12 protein-coding genes, 1 pseudogene and 1 riboswitch are annotated in these 18,201 nt (G+C 75.0%); of the genes and pseudogenes, 9 read left to right on the top strand and 4 right to left on the bottom strand.

Features of this window, described 5'->3' with window-relative positions; translation table 11 throughout:
• Window positions 1–1,414, top strand: a 1,414-nt coding sequence (locus tag ACFVFS_RS18200) for an SUKH-4 family immunity protein (RefSeq protein ID WP_380625245.1), incomplete at its 5' end; no start/stop codon positions are given.
• Window positions 1,415–1,682: 268 nt separating this feature from the next.
• On the top strand, window positions 1,683–3,053 hold the full coding sequence (locus ACFVFS_RS18195) for a hypothetical protein (RefSeq protein ID WP_380625243.1): 1,371 nt from the start codon (window positions 1,683–1,685) through the stop codon (window positions 3,051–3,053).
• An 87-nt stretch (window positions 3,054–3,140) separates the two neighbouring features.
• Here the strand turns inward: ACFVFS_RS18195 and ACFVFS_RS18190 are convergent, their stop codons facing one another.
• On the bottom strand, window positions 3,141–3,803 hold the full coding sequence (locus tag ACFVFS_RS18190) for a hypothetical protein (RefSeq protein WP_380625242.1): 663 nt from the start codon (window positions 3,801–3,803) through the stop codon (window positions 3,141–3,143).
• 404 nt (window positions 3,804–4,207) lie between these two features.
• Between ACFVFS_RS18190 and ACFVFS_RS18185 the strand changes: the two genes are divergently transcribed.
• The gene (locus ACFVFS_RS18185; protein WP_380625240.1) at window positions 4,208–4,609 is read left to right on the top strand and encodes a beta/gamma crystallin domain-containing protein; all 402 of its coding nucleotides are present in this window, start codon (window positions 4,208–4,210) and stop codon (window positions 4,607–4,609) included.
• A gap of 97 nt (window positions 4,610–4,706) precedes the next feature.
• Here ACFVFS_RS18185 and ACFVFS_RS18180 read toward each other — a convergent pair whose 3' ends face one another.
• A complete protein-coding gene (locus tag ACFVFS_RS18180) occupies window positions 4,707–6,023 on the bottom strand; it encodes a nucleotide sugar dehydrogenase (RefSeq protein ID WP_380625238.1) in 1,317 nt (438 codons plus the stop codon).
• A 726-nt stretch (window positions 6,024–6,749) separates the two neighbouring features.
• On the opposite strand from ACFVFS_RS18180, the gene mfd reads away from it, so the two are divergent.
• The 3 genes from mfd (at window position 6,750) to ACFVFS_RS18165 (ending at window position 12,699) form a co-directional block, all read left to right on the top strand.
• Window positions 6,750–10,379: a transcription-repair coupling factor gene (gene mfd, locus ACFVFS_RS18175; RefSeq protein ID WP_380625236.1), complete on the top strand. Its 3,630-nt coding sequence runs from the start codon at window positions 6,750–6,752 to the stop codon at window positions 10,377–10,379.
• A gap of 180 nt (window positions 10,380–10,559) precedes the next feature.
• Window positions 10,560–11,963, top strand: a complete 1,404-nt coding sequence (locus ACFVFS_RS18170; protein WP_380625234.1) for a sensor histidine kinase — start codon at window positions 10,560–10,562, stop codon at window positions 11,961–11,963.
• Window positions 11,964–12,036: 73 nt separating this feature from the next.
• Window positions 12,037–12,699, top strand: coding sequence for a response regulator (locus tag ACFVFS_RS18165; RefSeq protein ID WP_380625258.1), 663 nt, complete (start codon window positions 12,037–12,039; stop codon window positions 12,697–12,699).
• 162 nt (window positions 12,700–12,861) lie between these two features.
• On the opposite strand, the pseudogene ACFVFS_RS18160 reads toward ACFVFS_RS18165, so the two are convergent.
• Window positions 12,862–13,338, bottom strand: a pseudogene (locus ACFVFS_RS18160) (phosphatase PAP2 family protein); the annotation flags it as partial.
• A gap of 326 nt (window positions 13,339–13,664) precedes the next feature.
• Here ACFVFS_RS18160 and ACFVFS_RS18155 point away from each other — a divergent pair.
• The gene (locus ACFVFS_RS18155) at window positions 13,665–14,711 is read left to right on the top strand and encodes a MazG family protein (protein ID WP_380625232.1); all 1,047 of its coding nucleotides are present in this window, start codon (window positions 13,665–13,667) and stop codon (window positions 14,709–14,711) included.
• Window positions 14,712–14,763: 52 nt separating this feature from the next.
• On the opposite strand, the gene ACFVFS_RS18150 is transcribed toward ACFVFS_RS18155, so the two are convergent.
• Entirely contained in the window at window positions 14,764–15,189 is a 426-nt protein-coding gene (locus tag ACFVFS_RS18150) for an SDR family NAD(P)-dependent oxidoreductase (protein ID WP_380625230.1), read from the bottom strand.
• A gap of 197 nt (window positions 15,190–15,386) precedes the next feature.
• Here ACFVFS_RS18150 and ACFVFS_RS18145 point away from each other — a divergent pair, with 197 nt between their 5' ends.
• Complete coding sequence (locus tag ACFVFS_RS18145) at window positions 15,387–16,673, top strand: cytochrome P450 (protein ID WP_380625228.1); 1,287 nt, start codon at window positions 15,387–15,389, stop codon at window positions 16,671–16,673.
• Between the two features lie 231 nt (window positions 16,674–16,904).
• Window positions 16,905–17,053, top strand: a riboswitch (cyclic di-AMP (ydaO/yuaA leader).
• Between the two features lie 5 nt (window positions 17,054–17,058).
• Window positions 17,059–17,988 carry a transglycosylase family protein gene (locus tag ACFVFS_RS18140; RefSeq protein WP_380625226.1) on the top strand — a complete coding sequence of 310 codons (930 nt, stop codon included), beginning with the start codon at window positions 17,059–17,061 and terminating at the stop codon, window positions 17,986–17,988.
• Window positions 17,989–18,201: the final 213 nt, after the last annotated feature.

The raw sequence follows: 18,201 nt of genomic DNA, 5'->3' as shown, positions 1-18,201 counted from the left end.
GAACCCGGCCTCCGCCCCGCCGCCGCCCCCGCCGGCCGGTCTGCGCGGCGGCTCCGCCCCGGCCCCGGCCCCCGCCGGCGGCCGCAGCGCCTCCAGCGCCCCGCCGCCCCCGCCCCCGGCGGGTCTGCGGCCCAGCGACGCCCAGGCCGCCCCGCCCGTGCCGCCCGCGGCACCCGCTCCGGGCGGGGTGGCGTACGAGCGCACCCAGCTGGCGGGCGCGATCGACCCGGCGCTGCTCGGCGGCGCCCCCGTCGACCCGGGCACCCCGCCGTCCGGCGGTCCCGCGGTCCCGCCGCCCGGCGCGGGCGCGCCCGGGTCCGGTTACGGCTACCCGGGCGGCCCCGCTCCGGCCGGCGCCCCGGTGCCCGGACCGGCCCCCGTTCCGGCCGCCCCGCCGGCGCCCGTCCCCGGACCGCCGCCGGGCGCCCCGGTGCCGCCCGGCGTGCCCGCCGTCGGCCCGGGCTACTTCGCCGCGCTCAGCTACCGGGGCCCGGACGGCTCGGAGCAGAAGCTGCTGCACCGCAGCGAGCCCGGCACCCCGCACCCGGAGTGGAAGATCCTCCAGGACCTGCGGCGGCTCAACGTGCCGCCGGAGCAGGTGCTGGAGCTCTACACCGAGCTGGAGTCGTGCGACCTGCCCGGCGGCTACTGCAACCGGATGATCGCCGCCTCCTGGCCGAACGTCCGGCTCACCCACACCGCCGACTACGGCCGCGACCACCAGTCCCGGCAGGCCGGCATGGCCCAGCTGCTGGACCACCTGGACGAGCTGCACCAGCTGGCCTCCGGTCCGCAGCGGGTCCGGCCGTTCCGGGTGCCGCTGCCCGCGCCGGGCACCGTCCCGGCCCTGCCGCCGCTCGCGCCGCAGCAGCTCGCCCAGGAGACGGGTCAGGCCTTCGGGCCGAACGTGTTCCGCTTCGAGCAGCGCGCGGTGGCCCGCCAGGGCGTGCCCGAGCCGGTGGCGCAGACGCTGATGTGGTCGGGCCTGCCGCGCGAGTTCGGACCGTTCTTCTGGGCACAGGCCCAGGAGGGCCGGCCGATTCCGACGCTCGCCGAGCTGGCCGCCGAGCGCGGCCTGCCGGGCGGCCCGGACTTCGGCGGCTACCTGGTGCTCGGCAACGACTACGGTCGGCAGCTCTGCGTGCAGTACGGCACGGCGCACGTTGTCGCGGTGGACCTGGAAGGAACCGGTGAGCCCCCCCGGTTCGTCAACACGGGTGTACCGGAGTTCGTCCGCTCCCTGGCCCTGCTGGGCCGGATGTGGCGGCTGCGGTACGGGCTGACCCCGGACCAGGCCGGTCGCTGGACGACCGACTTCCAGGCCCAGCTCGCCGCGATCGACCCGGCTGCGCTGCAGTCCGCGGACACCTGGTGGGCCGTGCTGCTGGAGCAGTTCTGGGACGGCCTGCTCTAGGCAGGCCGTGCCGGATCCGCGCAGGTGGCGGGGGGTCGTTCCGGTGCCCCGGAACGGCCCCTTCGGCGTACCGGCGCGGCGGTGCCTCATTGGGGTTTCGTCCACATCCGCGCAAAATAGGTCAAGAGGATGGTCGCAAACGTCCATCCTCGGCATGTTTCGATCCGCCTGACGTCCGAATCCCGACCGGGTTCCCCGACCCGGCTCCCGAGCGGACCGATCCGTCCGATCATGGGCTCCGCAGCCCGCGACACGAGGGGAAGAGCCCATGAGCGACGCCGTCCCCCAGTACGGCTTCACCGTTGCCCGGCGCGGTTACGCGCCGGAGCAGGTCGACCGCGCCCTGACCGCGCTCACCGCGCAGCGCGACGAGGGGTGGGAACGGCTGAGCGTGCTCGGCGCCGGACTCCGCGAGATGGAGCGCCGGCTGGCCGAGATCCAGCAGACCGCCGCCGACGCCCCCGAGCCCGACTACCAGGTCCTCAGCGACGAGGCCGCCGGCCTGGCCCGGATGGCGGAGAACGAGGCCCGCGCCGTCCGCGACAAGGCCGAGCGGTTCGCCGAGGACCTCCGCGACGAGGTGTACGAGGCCGGCCAGGTGCTCGACCGCACCGCCAAGGAGTACGCGACCACCGCCCGCACCGAGGCCGACGCCGCCGCCCGCCGCACCGACGAGCGGACCCGGGCCGAGGCGGAGGGCATCCGGGCCGAGACCGACCGCGAGGTCCGGTCCGTCCGGGACGCCGCCACCGCGCACGCCGCCAAGGTCCGGGTCGCGGCCGCCGAGGCCTCCGAGCGGGCCGAGGCCAAGCTGGCCGAGCTGCGCCGCAAGGCCGACGAGATGTTCGTCGAGGCGCAGAGCGAGGCCGACGCCGAGGACGCGGCGGTCTCCGCCACCGCCGAGCGGCGGGTCAAGGAGGCCGAGCAGTTCCGCGAGACGGTGCTCGGCCAGATCAAGCAGAGCGACGCCGAGGCGCAGGCCCGGGCGGACCAGCTGATCGAGCAGGCCCGGCGCGAGGCCGAGCGGATCAACGCGGCGACCGAGCGCGAGCAGCGCGAGTACGCGACCAGGCTGGAGACGGTGCAGCAGCACCTCGACCACATCAAGGCGACGCTGGCCTCGCTGACCGGTGCGGCGGTCGGCGCGATCGAGCCCGCGGCGCTGGCGGCGGCGGCCCCGTCCCGGGCCTCCCTGCCGCCGGGATCGGGCGCCGGGGCGGTGGACGGCACTCCGCCGGACGGCACTCCGGTGGACGGCGTTCCGGTGGGCCGGGTTCCGGCCGACCGGGCCCCGGTGGACTCGGAGGCGGACACCGGGGAGATCCCGCTGCCCGTCCTCGCGGACCCGCGGGCCGACCTGCGCAAGGAGCCGGCCCCGGTGCCCGCCGACGAGGCGGCCACGGCGGTGCTGCGGGTCACCCCGGGGCGGGTCGCCCCGCCCGCGGCCGCGGCGGTCGCCACCGGACCGGTGCCGCCGAGGCCTGCCGCTCCGCCGTCGGTGGCGGGGGCCGGTGAGGGCGCGGGTGCCGCGGCCGGGCGGCCGGCCGAGGAGGAGACCCGGATCATCCCGAAGATCGTGATCGTCGACGACGGCAGCGACTACGCGACCCCGAACACGGTCGGCTACCACCGCCGCTGACCGGTCCGGTCCCCGTCGGGCCCCGAGCGCCAGTCCGGCGCCCGGGGCCCGACGCGTCCGGCGCCCGCCCCGCCGCCCGCGTCCGGCTCACGGGGCCGGCGCGGCGTCCCCTTCGGCGAGGAGCCGGGTGAGCCTGGCGTCCTGGGCCCGGACGGCCTCGCGGTGGGCGTTCAGGGCCGTGGCGTTGTGGTCGATCTGCTGGCGCTGGTAGCCCGCCAGGACGGTGAACCAGATGGCGGCGAGGTTGCTGCCGGTGGTGCAGTCGGCGTCGGCCCGAGCGGTGGCCAGCTCGGCGGGGGTGGCCTCGGACGCGGTCTGGAAGCGCTCCGGGAGGGTCGCCGGGTCCTCGGCCCGGAACCCCGCGGCGGCCATGCAGGCGGCCCACTGCGCGGTCGCCGCCACCACCCGCCCGTCCTTCCCGGTGGCGGCCATGGACTCGGAGAAGAGCCGCCCGATCAGGTCGGCCCCCGGCCCCGGCGGCGCGCCGATCCGGTCGGCGGCCTGCCGGTGGCAGTCGACCCGGGCGGCGTCGTAGGCCTCGCCGGCCGCCGGCACGGCGCCCGCCTCGGGCGCGGCCCGCCGGTGCGCGTGGAACCCCTGGACGGCCGCCACCTCCGGCCCCAGGTACCCCCAGGCGCCGGCCGGCAGGGCGGTGGCGTTGTCCGGCGGCCGGGCCTCCTGCAGGCCGTCCCCGCTGAACGAGGCGTAACCGGCCCGGCGCATGCACGAGACGACCAGCGAATTGCGCACCCGGATCTCCCTCAGGGCGGCCTGGTCGTCGGACTGATAAGCGGAAAGCGGAAGTCCGGTCATTCCGGCCCGGCCGGATTCCGGGGCTTTCGGTGCGTCGATGGCCGGCGGGGTCAGGACGGAATGTGCGGAACCTCCTCCGGATCCTCCGGAGCAGCCCGCGAGAAAGGCCGATAAAAAGACCGCCGCAGTGGTGGCGGTGAATCGCCCGAAACGCGCGCGGAGGGCCATCCGGAAGCTCCGATTCTCAAGAACGGCGGGACTGTTCGGACCCTAGCGCATGCCTGTGCGAGGCGGCCTCCGAGGCGCCGGGGCGGTGCGGCTTGGCCGGAAAAGAACTGTTCGGCCGTGCGGCGTCATGTCAGCCTCTGGAGTCGCAGACGCTACCCCTTCGGAGGGTTCACATGATTCGCCGCACAAATCTTCGGGAACGTTCTCCCGGGAATCATTCAGGAAATTCCGGGAGCCGCCGGATCGGTGCACTCGCCGTGCTCACCGCGGCGGCCGCCGCGTTACTGCCGGCCGCGAATGCCGGGGCCGTCAACCGCATCGATTGCGGAAACCGCAACGATTTCGCGAAGGTCTACAACTACGGCTACGGCGGCACGCTCTGCTTCGCGAACGACGGGTGGATGGCCGTGCGCATCTACAACGTCGACCGGATCGACGCCGGGAACAACAAGGTCATCACGTACCTCGGCGGCGGTATGGGCTCGTGGACCGTCTTCAACTGGGAGCAGTACGACTTCAACGGCCACGTGGGCCACGAGGTGATGATGTACGACGTCAACCTCTCCCGCTGGTAGGCCGCGGGGGACGGGCCCCGCGGGGCCGCGCGGGCGAGGAGGCCCGCTGACCCGCGGTGCCGGGCGGGTGCGGACGCCCGGCACCGCTTCCGAAGGGTCAGAGCACCTCGACCGCGGCGCCCCGGGGCAGCCGGCGCCGGCAGTCCAGCACGTACCGGGCGTGGGCGGTGACCGCCTCGTAGTCGAAGTCGTCGTGGTCGGCGAGCAGCACCACCGCGTCCGCCGCCGCCAGCTCCTGCGGGGTCGCCTCCACCCGGCGGACCGCGCCGAACGGGTCCCCGTGCGGGTCGTGCTCGGCGGCCCGCTGGCCGGGGATCACCGGCTCGGGCACGTGCACCCCGACCACCACGTGCGGATCGGCGGCCAGCACCTCGGCGCCCATCCGGACCAGCAGCTCGGCGACCCGGGCGGCCGGCGTCTCCCGGGCGTCGCCGGTGTTCTTCTTGTACGCCAGCCCGAGCAGCAGCACCCGCGAGCCCTTGACCGAGCGCTGCCGCTCGTTCAGCGCCTCGGCGAGCCGGCGGACCACGTAGTCGGGCATGTGGCTGTTGACGTCGTTGGCCAGCTCGACGAACCGGAACGACTGGCCGAGCGCCCGCTCGACCCGCCAGGACAGGTAGGACGGGTCGATCGGCAGGCAGTGCCCGCCCACGCCGGGGCCGGGGGTGAACCGCAGATAGCCGAAGGGCTTGGTGGAGGCCGCGTCGATGGCCTCCCAGACGTCGATGCCGAGGTCGTGCGCGAACATCGCCAGCTCGTTGACCAGCGCGATGTTGACGTGCCGGAAGGTGTTCTCCAGCAGCTTGGTCAGTTCGGCCTCCTTGCAGGAGGAGACCGGAACGGTCCGCTCGACCAGCCCGCCGTAGAAGCCGTCGACCGCCGCCAGTGAGGCCGGGTCGATCCCGGAGACCACCTTCGGGGTGTTCTCCAGCCGCCAGGTCGGGTTGCCCGGGTCGATCCGCTCGGGGCTGTAGCCGAGGTGGAAGTCCTGCCCGGCGGTCAGCCCGGATCCCTCCTCCAGCAGCGGCGCGAGCAGTTCCTCGGTGGTGCCGGGGTAGGTGGTCGACTCCAGGACGACGCACGCCCCCGGCCGCAGGTGCTGGGCGAGCAGGGCGGCCGAGGCCTCGATGAACGACAGGTCGGGCACGCCCTCGCGCAGCGGCGTCGGGACGGTGATCACCGCGACGTCGAAGCCCGCCACGTCGGACGGCTCGGCGGACGGCAGGTAGCTCCCGTTCTCCAGCAGCGGCCGCAGCCGCTCGGCCGGGATGTCCTCGACGTACGACTCGCCGACGGCCAGCCGTTTGATCCGGCGCTCGTCCACGTCGTAGCCGACTACCCGGTGTCCGGCCTCGGCAGCGCGGACCGCGAGCGGCAGCCCCACGTAGCCCTGGCCTGCGATGACAACGCGCATGACGAAGAACCCCCTCCATCGCGACGCCCCCTGGCCCCTCCGGGCGTCCCCCACACGGTCTTCACATCAGGGTAGGGAGCGGGGCCTGCCCGCGCGGGTTTTCCCGGGATTGCGCCGGAAGGGGCCGGAAAGGGGTGTCCGGGGCGAAGAGTGCCCGGGTCGGCCGGCGGCGGGGCGCAGGCCCGGCTGCGGAACGGCGGTGCGGCCGCGGGACGGCGGTGGTCGGGCCGCGGACCGGTGCGTCGAGGACCCCGGGGCGGGGAAGGAGTGTGGCCGAGACCCGTGGCGTCCTCCAGGAAAGGACGCCACGGTTCCCGGCGCGTGGGCGGGCGCCCCCACCCAGGGTCGCCCGGCCTCGCACTCCCGACCCCCATCGGGTGTGCGACCGTGCCCCCGCAGCCATCCCCCACGGTTGGGTGCGGCGGGCACATTCACCATGGTGCGCGATCTCCATGGACGGGCAGTGACAGGAGTATGTCCAGTTCGTGGCAGATCGCGACGGCCGGGAAACGGTCCGGCGAAACGACCGGAGCGGCAGCGTGCGACCGGTGGTTCGTCCGCGCCGGACCGCCCCCGGCCGGCCCCCGGCCGTGCGCCGGGTGCGGGTCGGCCTCGCGGCGTAGGCTGGAGACCCCCGGCCGCTCGGCGTGCCGGGCCGTTCGCGTTGCCCGGACGGGCCCCGGCCCCCAGGGCAGCACCAGCCACGGGACGAAGAAGAGACTCCAGATGAGCCTGACCGGACTGCTCGATGTCGTCGCGCGGGACGCGGCCCTCGCCGAGGCGATCGAGGCCGCGACCGCCACCGGTGCCGCGGCCGGCGGCCGCAGGCACCTCGACCTGGTCGGACCGCCCGCCGCCCGGCCGTTCGCGGTCGCCGCGCTCGCCCGGGCGCTCGCCGGGCAGTCGGCCGGGGACCGGGGCCGTCCGGTGCTGGCCGTCACCGCCACCGGCCGGGAGGCCGAGGACCTCGCCGCCTCGCTGCGCTCGCTGCTGCCGCCGGACGCGGTCGCCGAGTTCCCGGCCTGGGAGACGCTGCCGCACGAGCGGCTCTCGCCCCGCTCCGACACGGTCGGCCGCCGGCTCGCGGTGCTGCGCCGGATCGTCCACCCGCGTGCCGAGGACCCGGCCGCCGGGCCGGTGCAGGTGATCGTGGCGCCGGTCCGCTCGGTGCTCCAGCCGCAGGTGAAGGGGCTGGCCGAACTGGAGCCGGTGGCCGTCCAGCGCGGCGAGTCGCACGACCTGGAGGAGATCGCCCGGCGGCTTGCCGCGGCCGCCTACTCCCGGGTGGAACTGGTCGAGAAGCGCGGCGAGTTCGCGGTGCGCGGCGGCATCCTGGACGTCTTCCCGCCGACCGAGGAGCACCCGCTGCGGGTGGAGTTCTGGGGCGACGACGTCGAGGAGATCCGGTACTTCAAGGTGGCCGACCAGCGGTCGCTGGAGATCGCCGAGCACGGCCTGTGGGCGCCGCCCTGTCGCGAGCTGCTGCTGACCGACGAGGTGCGGGCCCGGGCCGCGGAGCTGTCCGCCGAACACCCGGGGCTGGCCGAGATCCTGGACAAGATCGCCGAGGGCATCGCGGTCGAGGGCATGGAGTCGCTGGCGCCCGTCCTGGTCGACGACATGGAGCTGCTGCTGGACGTGCTGCCGCTCGGCTCGGTCGCGGTGGTCTGCGACCCCGAGCGGGTCCGCACCCGCGCCGCCGACCTGGTGGCGACCAGTCAGGAGTTCCTGCACGCCTCCTGGGTGGCGGCCGCGGCCGGCGGCGACCGGCCGATCGACCTGGAGGCGATCGACGTCTCGGCCGCCTCGCTGCGCTCGCTCGCCGAGGTGCGCGAGCACGCCGCCGAGATCGGCCTGCCGTGGTGGTCGGTCAGCCCGTTCGCCACCAGCGACGCCTCGGTCGACGGCCTGCTGGAGTTCGACGCCAACACGCTGACCCTCGGCATGCACGCCGTCGAGGCGTACCGGGGCGACACCGCGCGGGCGATCGCCGACGCCAAGGAGCGGCTGGCCGCCGACTGGCGGGTCGTCATGGTGACCGAGGGGCACGGCCCGGCCTCCCGCCTCGCCGAGGTGCTCGGCAACGAGGGCATCCCGGCCCGGCTGGTCGCCGACCTGTCCGAGGCGCCGACCCGGGACGTCGTGCACGTGTCCTGCGGCTCGATCGAGTACGGCTTCGTCGACGAGGCGCTCAAGCTGACGGTCATCACCGAGACCGACCTGTCCGGGCAGAAGTCCTCCACCAAGGACATGCGGCGGATGCCGTCCCGGCGCCGCAACGCGATCGACCCGCTGGCGCTGGTGGCCGGCGACTACGTGGTGCACGAGGCGCACGGCGTCGGCCGGTACGTGGAGATGGTGCAGCGCACCGTGCAGGGCGCCACCCGCGAGTACCTGGTGCTGGAGTACGCGCCGGCCAAGCGGGGGCACCCCGGCGACCGGCTGTTCGTGCCGACCGACCAGCTCGACCAGGTCACCAAGTACGTCGGCGGGGAGGCCCCGACGCTGCACCGGCTCGGCGGCGCGGACTGGGCGAAGACCAAGCAGCGGGCCAAGAAGGCGGTCAAGGAGATCGCCGCGGACCTCATCAAGCTGTACTCGGCCCGGATGGCCGCGCCCGGCCACACCTTCGGCCCGGACACCCCGTGGCAGCGGGAGCTGGAGGACGCCTTCCCGTACGCGGAGACGCCGGACCAGCTGACCACCATCGCCGAGGTCAAGTCGGACATGGAGAAGTCCGTTCCGATGGACCGGCTGATCTGCGGCGACGTCGGCTACGGCAAGACCGAGATCGCGGTGCGCGCGGCCTTCAAGGCGGTGCAGGACGGCAAGCAGGTGGCGGTGCTGGTGCCGACCACGCTGCTGGTGCAGCAGCACTTCTCGACCTTCGCCGAGCGGTACGCCAACTTCCCGGTCACCGTGAAGGCGCTGTCCCGGTTCCAGACCGACGGCGAGGCCAAGGCCGTGCTGGAGGGGCTGTTCGAGGGCTCGGTGGACGTCGTCATCGGCACCCACCGGCTGTTCTCCTCGGAGACCCGCTTCAAGGACCTCGGGCTGGTCATCGTCGACGAGGAGCAGCGGTTCGGCGTCGAGCACAAGGAGCAGCTGAAGAAGCTGCGGGCCAACGTGGACGTGCTCACCATGTCCGCGACCCCGATCCCGCGCACCCTGGAGATGGCGGTCACCGGCATCCGCGAGATGTCCACCATCACCACCCCGCCGGAGGAGCGGCACCCGGTGCTGACCTTCGTCGGACCGTACGACGAGAAGCAGATCTCGGCCGCGATCCGGCGCGAACTCCTGCGCGAGGGCCAGGTGTTCTACATCCACAACCGGGTCGAGTCGATCGACAAGGCGGCCGCCCGGCTGAAGGACCTGGTGCCCGAGGCCAGGATCGCCACCGCGCACGGGCAGATGGGCGAGACCCAGCTGGAGAAGGTGGTCGTCGACTTCTGGGAGAAGGAGTTCGACGTCCTGGTGTCGACCACGATCGTGGAGTCCGGCATCGACATCTCCAACGCCAACACGCTCATCGTCGAGCGCGGCGACACCTTCGGCCTCTCCCAGCTGCACCAGCTGCGCGGCCGGGTGGGCCGCGGGCGGGAGCGCGGGTACGCGTACATGCTGTACCCGCCGGAGAAGCCGCTGACCGAGACCGCGCACGAGCGGCTGGCCACCATCGCCCAGCACACCGAGATGGGTGCCGGCATGTACGTCGCGATGAAGGACCTGGAGATCCGCGGCGCGGGCAACCTGCTCGGCGGCGAGCAGTCCGGGCACATCGCGGGCGTCGGCTTCGACCTCTACATGCGGATGGTCGGCGAGGCGGTGGCCGAGTTCCGGGAGTCGCTGGCGGGCGGCGGCGAGCCGGAGGAGGAGCCGCTGGAGGTGAAGATCGAGCTGCCGGTCGACGCCCATGTGCCGCACGACTACGCGCCGGGGGAGCGGCTGCGGCTCCAGGCCTACCGCTCGATCGCGGCGGTCAACTCGGAGGAGGACATCCAGCAGGTCCGGGACGAGCTGGTCGACCGGTACGGCAAGCTGCCCGAGCCGGTGGAGAACCTGCTGCTGGTGGCCGCGCTGCGGCTGTACGCGCGGCGGTGCGGCATCGCGGACATCACCCTGCAGGGCTCCCACGTGCGCTTCGGGCCGGTCGAGCTGCGGGAGTCGCAGCAACTGCGGCTGAACCGGCTCTACCCGCGCAGCCAGGTGAAGGCGGCGACCCAGCAGCTGCTGGTGCCGCGGCCGTCCACCGGGCGGATCGGCGGCAAGCCGCTGGTCGGGCGGGAGCTGCTGACGTGGAGCCGGGAGTTCCTGTCGACGATGTTCGACGACCTGGCGGGCGCCAAGAAGTAGGACGGGCGGGCACGGCGGGCGGACGGCGGTCCCGGGCGGTGGCGTCCGGGGCCGCCGCCGTCGTCGTCGGGGCGGTGGCGTCGGATCGCCACCCGGGGGCGGGCACGGGGGGCCGGTCCTCGGGGCGGGCATGACTTTCGACAGATCCGCGCGGCGGCCCGGGTCCGTAGGGTCGGGCGGGTGCGGAGAGAACGGTGGGTGGAGTGGGCGCTGCTGGTGGTGGCGGCCGGGGCGCTCGGGCTGAGCCCGGTGTCCCTCTGGTGGGCGCTGCCGGGCGTCGGCGCGGCGTTCGCGGCCGGGGTGCGGACGGAGCGGGTACGGTCGGCGGCCGTGCTGCTGGCCGTCCTGGTGGTGGCGGGCATGCTGGTGGCCGTCGCCCGGCCGGCCTGGTCGGAGCAGGCGACGTCGGTGGTCTCGGTCCTGGTCTGCGCCGGGATGGGACCGTGGATGGTGGGCCGGTTCTGGCGGCTGTCGCAGGAGCTGGTGCGGGCGGGCTGGGAACGCGCCGAGCGGGCCGAGCGCGAGCAGAGGCTGGTGGCCGAGCAGGCGCGGCTGCGTGAGCGGGCCCGGATCGCCCAGGACATGCACGACGCCCTCGGCCACGACCTGAGCCTGATCGCGCTGCGCGCGGGTGCGCTGAAGCTGGCGCCCGACCTGGCCCCGCCGCACCGGGAGGCGGCCCAGGAGATCCGGGTGGGTGCGGCGGCCGCCGTCGAGCGCCTCGGCGAGGTGATCGGCGTGCTGCGGGACGAGACGGACACGCACGCCGCCCGGGGCCCGGCCGACGCGGACGTCCCGCAGCTGGTCGCGGAGGCGGCCGCGGCGGGCCTGGACGTCCGGCTGACCGTCACCGGTGAGCCGGACGGGCTGCCGCGGGCGGCCGAGCACGCCGCGTACCGGGTGGTCCAGGAGGCGCTGACCAATGCCGCCAAGCACGCCCCGGGTGCGCCGGTCGAGGTGCGGGTCGGGTACGCCCCGGACGGTGCCCGGGTCCGGGTGGTCAACGGGCCGCCCCTGGGAGGATCGCCCGGTCCGGTGACGGGCGGCCGCGGCCTGATCGGCCTGGCCGAGCGGGTCCGGCTGGCCGGCGGCACCTTCCGGCACGGGCGCCGGGAGGACGGGGGCTTCGAGGTCGACGCCCGCCTGCCGCGCGCCGGTGCCCCGGCGGGCGGCCCCGCGCCGACGCCGGTCGCGGTCTCGCCGACCCGCGAACTGCGCCGGGCCCGCCGCCGGGTGGGCCGGATGATGGCGGCGGTGGTGCTGGCGCCGCTGTCCGTCGCCCTGGCCCTGACCGCGGTGCTGCGCGGCTGGACGATCCAGGCGGCCGGACGCTCCGTCCTCGACCCCGCCGACTACGCCTCGCTGCGCGTCGGCCAGGACCGGGCGTCCGTGGAGCCGTTCCTGCCGGAACGCCAGTTTCCGTACCATCCGTCCGTGGGCGACCCGCCGCCCGGCGGAGAGGGAGTGACGTGCGAGTACTACGCGATGACGGCCGAGGCCTTCCACAACGACCGCTCCGGGGACGCGTACCGGCTCTGCTTCCGGGACGGCGTGCTGATCTCCCTGGACGCCCTGGTCCAGTGAGCGCCCGGTGACGGGCGCGGGGCAGGAGGCCGGGCCCCCGCCGATCCGGGTGGTGATCGCGGACGACGAGCCGATGGTGCGGGCGGGCGTGCGCGCCGTGCTCGCCACCGATCCGGGGATCGAGATCGTCGCCGAGACCGGGAACGGCCGGGAGGCGGTCGAGCTGGTCCGGCGCCACCGCCCGGACGTCGCCGTGCTGGACATCCGGATGCCGGGCACGGACGGCATCGCCGCCGCCGCCGAGATCCGCCGGGGCGCCGTCGCCACCCGGAGCGGGGCGGAGACCGGGATCGTCATGCTGACCACCTTCGGTGAGGACGACTACATCCTGCGGGCCCTCGGAGGGGGCGCCAACGGGTTCCTGATCAAGTCCGGCGAGCCGGAGGAGCTGATCGCCGGCGTCCGGTCGGTGGCGGACGGCGCGGCCTACCTCTCACCCCGGGTGGCCGCCCGGGTGGTGGCCCATCTCGCCGCCACCGGGGCCGGAGGTCCGGCCGACCGCCGGGCCGCCGCCCGGCGCCGGGTGGCCGGACTGACCGCCCGCGAACGCGATGTACTGGCGCTGGTCGCCGCCGGGCTGTCCAACGGCCAGATCGCCCGCCGGATCGGGGTGGTGGAGGGCACGGTGAAGGCGCACGTCAGCAACGTCCTGGCGCGGCTGGGGGTGGCCAACCGCGCGGCGGCCGCCGTCCTCGCCCACGAGGCCGGCCTGGCCGCGGGCCCGCCGCCCGCCTGACCCCGGTCCGCCGCCACCCGGCGTCGGCGGACCGGCCGCCAGCGGAGCGTCCGGCTGCGGAGCGTCCGGCAGCGGACGGAGCAGCAGCCGGCCGAGCGGCCGCACACCGCCCAGCGTGCCGACCGCGGCCGTCGCGGAGGGCAGCAGCGCGACGACCACCGCCGCCGTGACCGCCCCGCCCAGGGCCGCCCCGGCGAGCACGTCGTGCGGGTAGTGCACCCCGGCGGCGACCCGCAGGGCGGCGGTCCCCAGACCGACGGGGACGGCCGCCCAGGCCCAGCGCGGCCGCAGCAGCACCAGACCGGTGGCCAGCGCGACGGCCAGGGTCGCGTGGTTGCTGGGGAACGACCAGTCGCCCGGCGGGGGGCAGTCGGCGAGCGCGGTGGACGGCAGGGCGGGCAGTACCCGGCAGGGCCGCTCCTCGTCCAGCACGAGCTTCAGCAGCTCGCTCGCCCCGTACGCGAGCACCGTGCCGAGGCCGGTGAGCGCGACACCCGCGACCGCGTCGGCGGCCCGCCGCCCGCGGGCCGTCCACCAGCAGAGCGCCAGCAGCAGGCCCAGCACCAGCAGCCCGGCCTCGGTGGCGGGCTCCAGCAGGGCGGCGAGCCGGGGCGGGGCGTCGGCGACGGCGTCGGCCATCCGCCGGTAGCCGGCCGCGGACCAGCCGGTGGCCACCCGGACCGGTCCGTCCCCGCCCGCGCGCCCCGGTGCCAGCCACCCGACCGCGCCGGTGCCCGCACCCAGCAGCACCACCGCGAGGGCCGTTCTGTTCCTGAGCGTGTTCGTCATGACACGGACGGTAGGAGTCGGAGGCGGGTGCCGACCCGACCCGAAAGACAGGGTCCGACCTGGACGATCGTCAGGGTTGACGCGCCACCCGCCCCGTGCGGGGGCGCGTGCGGCGGGGCGTGCCCGGGCCCGGAACCCGGCGGCGGGGGTGCGGACCGGACGGGTAGGTTCGGAGGGTGACGACGAATCCTCCGGGCCCGAAGCTGATCCTCCTCATCACCACCCACCGGGTGGCCCCCGGCCTGCTGTCCTGGCCCGCCTGGGAGGCGCTGCGCTCGGCCGGGCGGGTGCTCGCCGCGGACCCCGCCCACCCGCAGCTGCCCGCCCTGGCGCAGGCCGGCGTCGAGGTCCGGATCGTGGCGCCGGGCTCCGCCCCCGCGCTGGCCCGGCTGCTCACCGGGGCCCCGGCCGACCCGACGGCCGCGACCGCCGCGACCGCCCCGACGGTCTGGCTGGGCAGCCCGGACGGCGACCCGGGGCTGACCGACGCGCTGGCCCGCCTCGCGGTCGAGCACGCCGGCGAGGTGCCGGAGATCGAGGTGCTGCCCGGCTCCTACGACCTGCCGGGCGCCCGGCTGCTGGACCTGGTCTCGGTGATGGACCGGCTCCGCTCGCCGGGCGGCTGCCCCTGGGACGCCGAGCAGACCCACGCCAGCCTGGTGAAGTACCTGGTCGAGGAGGCCTACGAGCTGGTCGAGGCGATCGAGGAGGGGGACCGCGCCATGCTCCGCGAGGAGCTGGGCGACGTCCTGCTCCAGGTCTTCTTCCACTCCCGGATCGCCGAGGAGCACCCCACCGGCGCCTTCTCGATCGACGACGTCGCGGGCGACATCGTCGACAAGCTGATGTACCGCCACCCGCACGTGTTCGGCGACGCCGAGGCGGACGGCGCGGCCGAGGTGGAGGCCAACTGGGAGGCGCTCAAGGCGGCCGAGAAGTCGGAGCGCGAGTCGGTGCTGGACGGCGTGCCGGCCGGGCTGCCCTCGCTCGCGTACGCGGCGAAGCTGGTGTCGCGGGTGCGCCGGGCCGGGTTCACGGGCGTGCCGGACGAGCCGTACGGGCTGCCCGCCGAACTCACCGCGGAGTCGGCGGGCCGGCTGCTGCTCGCGGTGGCGCAGCGCGCGCACGACGCCGGGATCGACGTGGACGCCGCGCTGCGGGCCGCGGCGCGCGACTACCGGGACGCGGTGCGCGCCGCCGAGGGCCTGAAGCCCGCCCCGTGACGGGCCCGGCCGCACCCCGCGCGGACGCCGCCCGCCCGGACGGACGGCCGCCTCAGACGGCGGCGACCTGCTCCACCGGGCGGCGCTGCGCCGGGACGACGACCTCGCCGATCGCCTCGCCGACCAGGGCGACGAGTTCGGCGAGCCGCTCCAGGTCGAGGTGGTCGGGCAGGTCGGAGAGGGAGGCGATCCGCTCGCCGCCCGGCCCGGCCACGCAGAACAGGTCGATCGGTCCCAGGTGCTTCTCGGCGGTGTCCACCAGCGCGGCGACGTCGCTGGGGCGGCGGACGTCGCCGCCGACGCCGACGACCCGGCAGCCCGGCCGGTCGAGCTCGGCGGCGAGGTCCTCGGCGACCCCGGCCTGCTGATCGGCGATCAGCATCCCGGCGGCGCCCGCCGCGGTGAGCCGGCGGGCGAGGCCCGCCCCCGACCCGCCGTCGAGTACGGCGATCACGACGACCGAACCGGTGACCCGCATGGCCTTGCTCCTCCCTGTGGGCGGCTCCGCACCGGCGCCCACGGACATCTTGCGGAGGATCGTAGGCAGGTCCCGATCCCCCGCAACAGGAATTACCCCTCAGGTGACCAGGCTCACGCCTGCCGCGCGGAACGGACCCGCCCGGGCGCCGCGCACGCCGTGCGCCGGCCCGGATCGGCCCGGGATACCGTCGACCCATGCCAGCCGAGCCCGACGCCGCCCGTCCGCCCCTGTTCACCTGGGAGTTCGCCGCCGATCCGTACCCCGCGTACGCGTGGCTGCGCGAGCACGAGCCGGTGCACCGGACCACCCTGCCGAGCGGGGTGGAGGCATGGCTGGTCACCCGGTACGCGGACGCCCGGCAGGCACTGGCGGACAGCCGGCTCTCCAAGAACCCGGCGCACCACAGCGAGCAGGCCCACCGCACCGGACGGGTCGGCATTCCGGGCGAGCGCCAGGCCGACCTCATGACCCATCTGCTGAACATCGACCCGCCGGACCACACCCGGCTGCGCCGCCTGGTGTCCAAGGCGTTCACCCCGCGCCGGGTGGCGGCCTTCGAGCCGCGGGTGCAGCAGCTGACCGACCGGCTGATCGACGGCTTCGCGGCACGCGGCTCCGCCGACCTCATCCACGAGTTCGCCTTCCCGCTCCCCATCTACGCGATCTGCGACCTGCTCGGGGTGCCGCCCGAGGACCAGGACGACCTGCGGGACTGGGCGGGCGCGATGATCCGCCACCACGGCGGGCAGCGCGGCGGCGTGGGCCGCGCGGTGAAGAAGATCCGCGCCTACCTGCTGGAGCTGATCCACCGCAAGCGGGCGGACCTCGGCGACGACCTGATCTCGGGGCTGATCCGGGCCGGTGACCACGGCGAGCACCTGACCGAGAACGAGGCGGCGGCGATGGCCTTCATCCTGCTGTTCGCCGGCTTCGAGACCACCATCAACCTGATCGGCAACGGGTGTCTCGCCCTGTTCCGGAACCCGGGGCAGCGCCACCTGCTCCAGGAGTCCGTCGGGCGCGGCGAGAGCGCGCTGCTGGAGACCGGCATCGAGGAACTCCTGCGCTACGACGGGCCGGTGGAGCTGGCCACCTGGCGGTTCGCGACCAGCCCGCTGACCATCGGCGGGGTGGAGATCCCGGTCGGCGACCCGGTGCTGGTGGTGCTCGCGGCGGCGGACCGGGACCCGGCGCGGTTCTCCGACGAGAACACCCTGGACCTGGCCCGGGCGGACAATCCGCACCTGGGGTTCGGGCACGGCATCCACTACTGCATCGGCGCGCCGCTGGCGCGGCTGGAGGGGCGGGCCGCGCTGGCCACCCTGCTGACCCGGCTGCCGGACCTGCGGCTCGCCGCCGACCCCGGGGACCTGCGCTGGCGCGGTGGTCTGATCATGCGGGGACTCCGTGAACTTCCGGTGGAATTCACACCGGAGAAAAGGCCCGTCGAGGAGGCTCCGAGCATCCCTTCCGAGGGCTGACGGACCGGCACAACACGCTGACGGGCGCTCTCCGTTGCCCGCCCGACCGGGGTCTGAACCACCCTCAATCCGGACATACCTCCTCGGTTGGTAGGCAATCCATCACATGACGTGATGTCCATGTGATATCGGCGATATGAGCTTGTGATTGCTCTGAAGATCTGTCTAGTCTCCGTGGAGTTCGCAGCTGCGAGCCCCGTCCGCGGAACGCCGAGTCCTGCCCGCCGCGACACGGGACACCGACCAGAACCCTGGGCAGGGGCGGGGGACCCAGGTTTTGCGCCGTCTCCCACGGCTAGGGGTGAAGCCGCCTCCGCGCGGCCGGGCCACCTCCCGGTCCGAACCCGACAGCTCACCTCGCAGGCGTGCGGAGAGGGACCCCTTCATGCTGTTCGTTGGAACCGGTCGTCACCGTCGCCGTACCCAGGCCGAGAAGGCCATCGCCGTCGCCGGTGTCGCAGGCGTCGGACTGGCGATGCCGATCCTGAGCGCCACCGGCGCCTCCGCCGCCCCGGTCTCCACCTGGGACGCGGTCGCCCAGTGCGAGAGCGGCGGCAACTGGAGCATCAACACCGGCAACGGCTTCTACGGCGGCCTCCAGTTCACCTCCAGCACCTGGAAGGCGTACGGCGGCACCGCCTACGCGGCGCAGGCCAACCAGGCCTCGAAGGCCCAGCAGATCTCGGTCGCCGAGAAGGTCCTCGCCTCGCAGGGCCCGGGCGCCTGGCCGGTCTGCTCCAAGAAGGCGGGCCTGAGCAAGGGCGGCGCCCCGGCGGCGGTCGACACCTCGGCGGACGCCAAGCCGGCCGCCCCGAAGCCGCAGGCCCAGCCCCAGCAGCAGACCCCGAAGCCCGCCGCCCCGAAGCCGGCCGCCGCCGCGCCGCAGGCCCAGCCGCAGCAGCAGGCCGCCAAGCCGCAGGCCCGGCAGTACGCGCCGCAGAGCGCCCAGCAGGCTCCGCAGGCGCAGCAGCAGGTCCAGCAGCAGTCCCCGCAGTCCCCGGCCTTCTCCGGCAAGGCCGGCTGGGACGCCGACGCCAAGGTCTTCTGGTACCAGAACAACGGCGCCTGGTACTGGACCAGCCACCAGGGCGTCTACCAGCAGTACGCCGGCCAGCAGGCCGCCCAGGCCGCCCCCGCCGCGCAGCAGCAGCCGGCCGGCCACGGCTACACCGTCCGCTCCGGCGACACCCTCGCCGGGATCGCCACCGCCCAGGGCGTCTCCGGCGGCTGGCAGGCGCTGTACGACGGCAACCGCGGCACCGTCGGCGCCGACCCGAACCTGATCGTCCCGGGCCAGGTCCTGGCCCTCGGCTGACGACCGGTCCGACCGCACGGACGAAGGGGGGCCGATCGGTCCCCCTTCGTCCGCATCCGGACCTCTCCGGTCGGGCAACCAGGTGAACTACCGGTGGGTAGAGCGGCCACACGCTGAGACGGAACCGAGGCCGACGTGGCCCGGACAGCCCGTGCGGTTAGGCTCTGGTCGTAACGACTCCGCAATCGTCCGGCCGACTGCACCCCACCGTCA

The sequence above is a fragment of the Kitasatospora sp. NPDC057692 genome (assembly GCF_042799475.1).
Classification (GTDB): Bacteria; Actinomycetota; Actinomycetes; order Streptomycetales; family Streptomycetaceae; genus Kitasatospora.
This window is presented reverse-complemented; position numbering and strand designations above follow the sequence as displayed.

Excerpts from the sequence above, each read along its gene's own strand:
- ACFVFS_RS18195 (WP_380625243.1), top strand. The coding sequence starts at position 1,683 with ATGAGCGACGCCGTCCCCCAGTACGGCTTCACCGTTGCCCGGCGCGGT.
- ACFVFS_RS18185 (WP_380625240.1), top strand. The coding sequence starts at position 4,208 with ATGATTCGCCGCACAAATCTTCGGGAACGTTCTCCCGGGAATCATTCA.
- ACFVFS_RS18180 (WP_380625238.1), bottom strand. The coding sequence starts at position 6,023 with ATGCGCGTTGTCATCGCAGGCCAGGGCTACGTGGGGCTGCCGCTCGCG.
- mfd (WP_380625236.1), top strand. The coding sequence starts at position 6,750 with ATGAGCCTGACCGGACTGCTCGATGTCGTCGCGCGGGACGCGGCCCTC.
- ACFVFS_RS18165 (WP_380625258.1), top strand. The coding sequence starts at position 12,037 with ATGGTGCGGGCGGGCGTGCGCGCCGTGCTCGCCACCGATCCGGGGATC.
- ACFVFS_RS18150 (WP_380625230.1), bottom strand. The coding sequence starts at position 15,189 with ATGCGGGTCACCGGTTCGGTCGTCGTGATCGCCGTACTCGACGGCGGG.
- ACFVFS_RS18145 (WP_380625228.1), top strand. The coding sequence starts at position 15,387 with ATGCCAGCCGAGCCCGACGCCGCCCGTCCGCCCCTGTTCACCTGGGAG.
- ACFVFS_RS18140 (WP_380625226.1), top strand. The coding sequence starts at position 17,059 with ATGCTGTTCGTTGGAACCGGTCGTCACCGTCGCCGTACCCAGGCCGAG.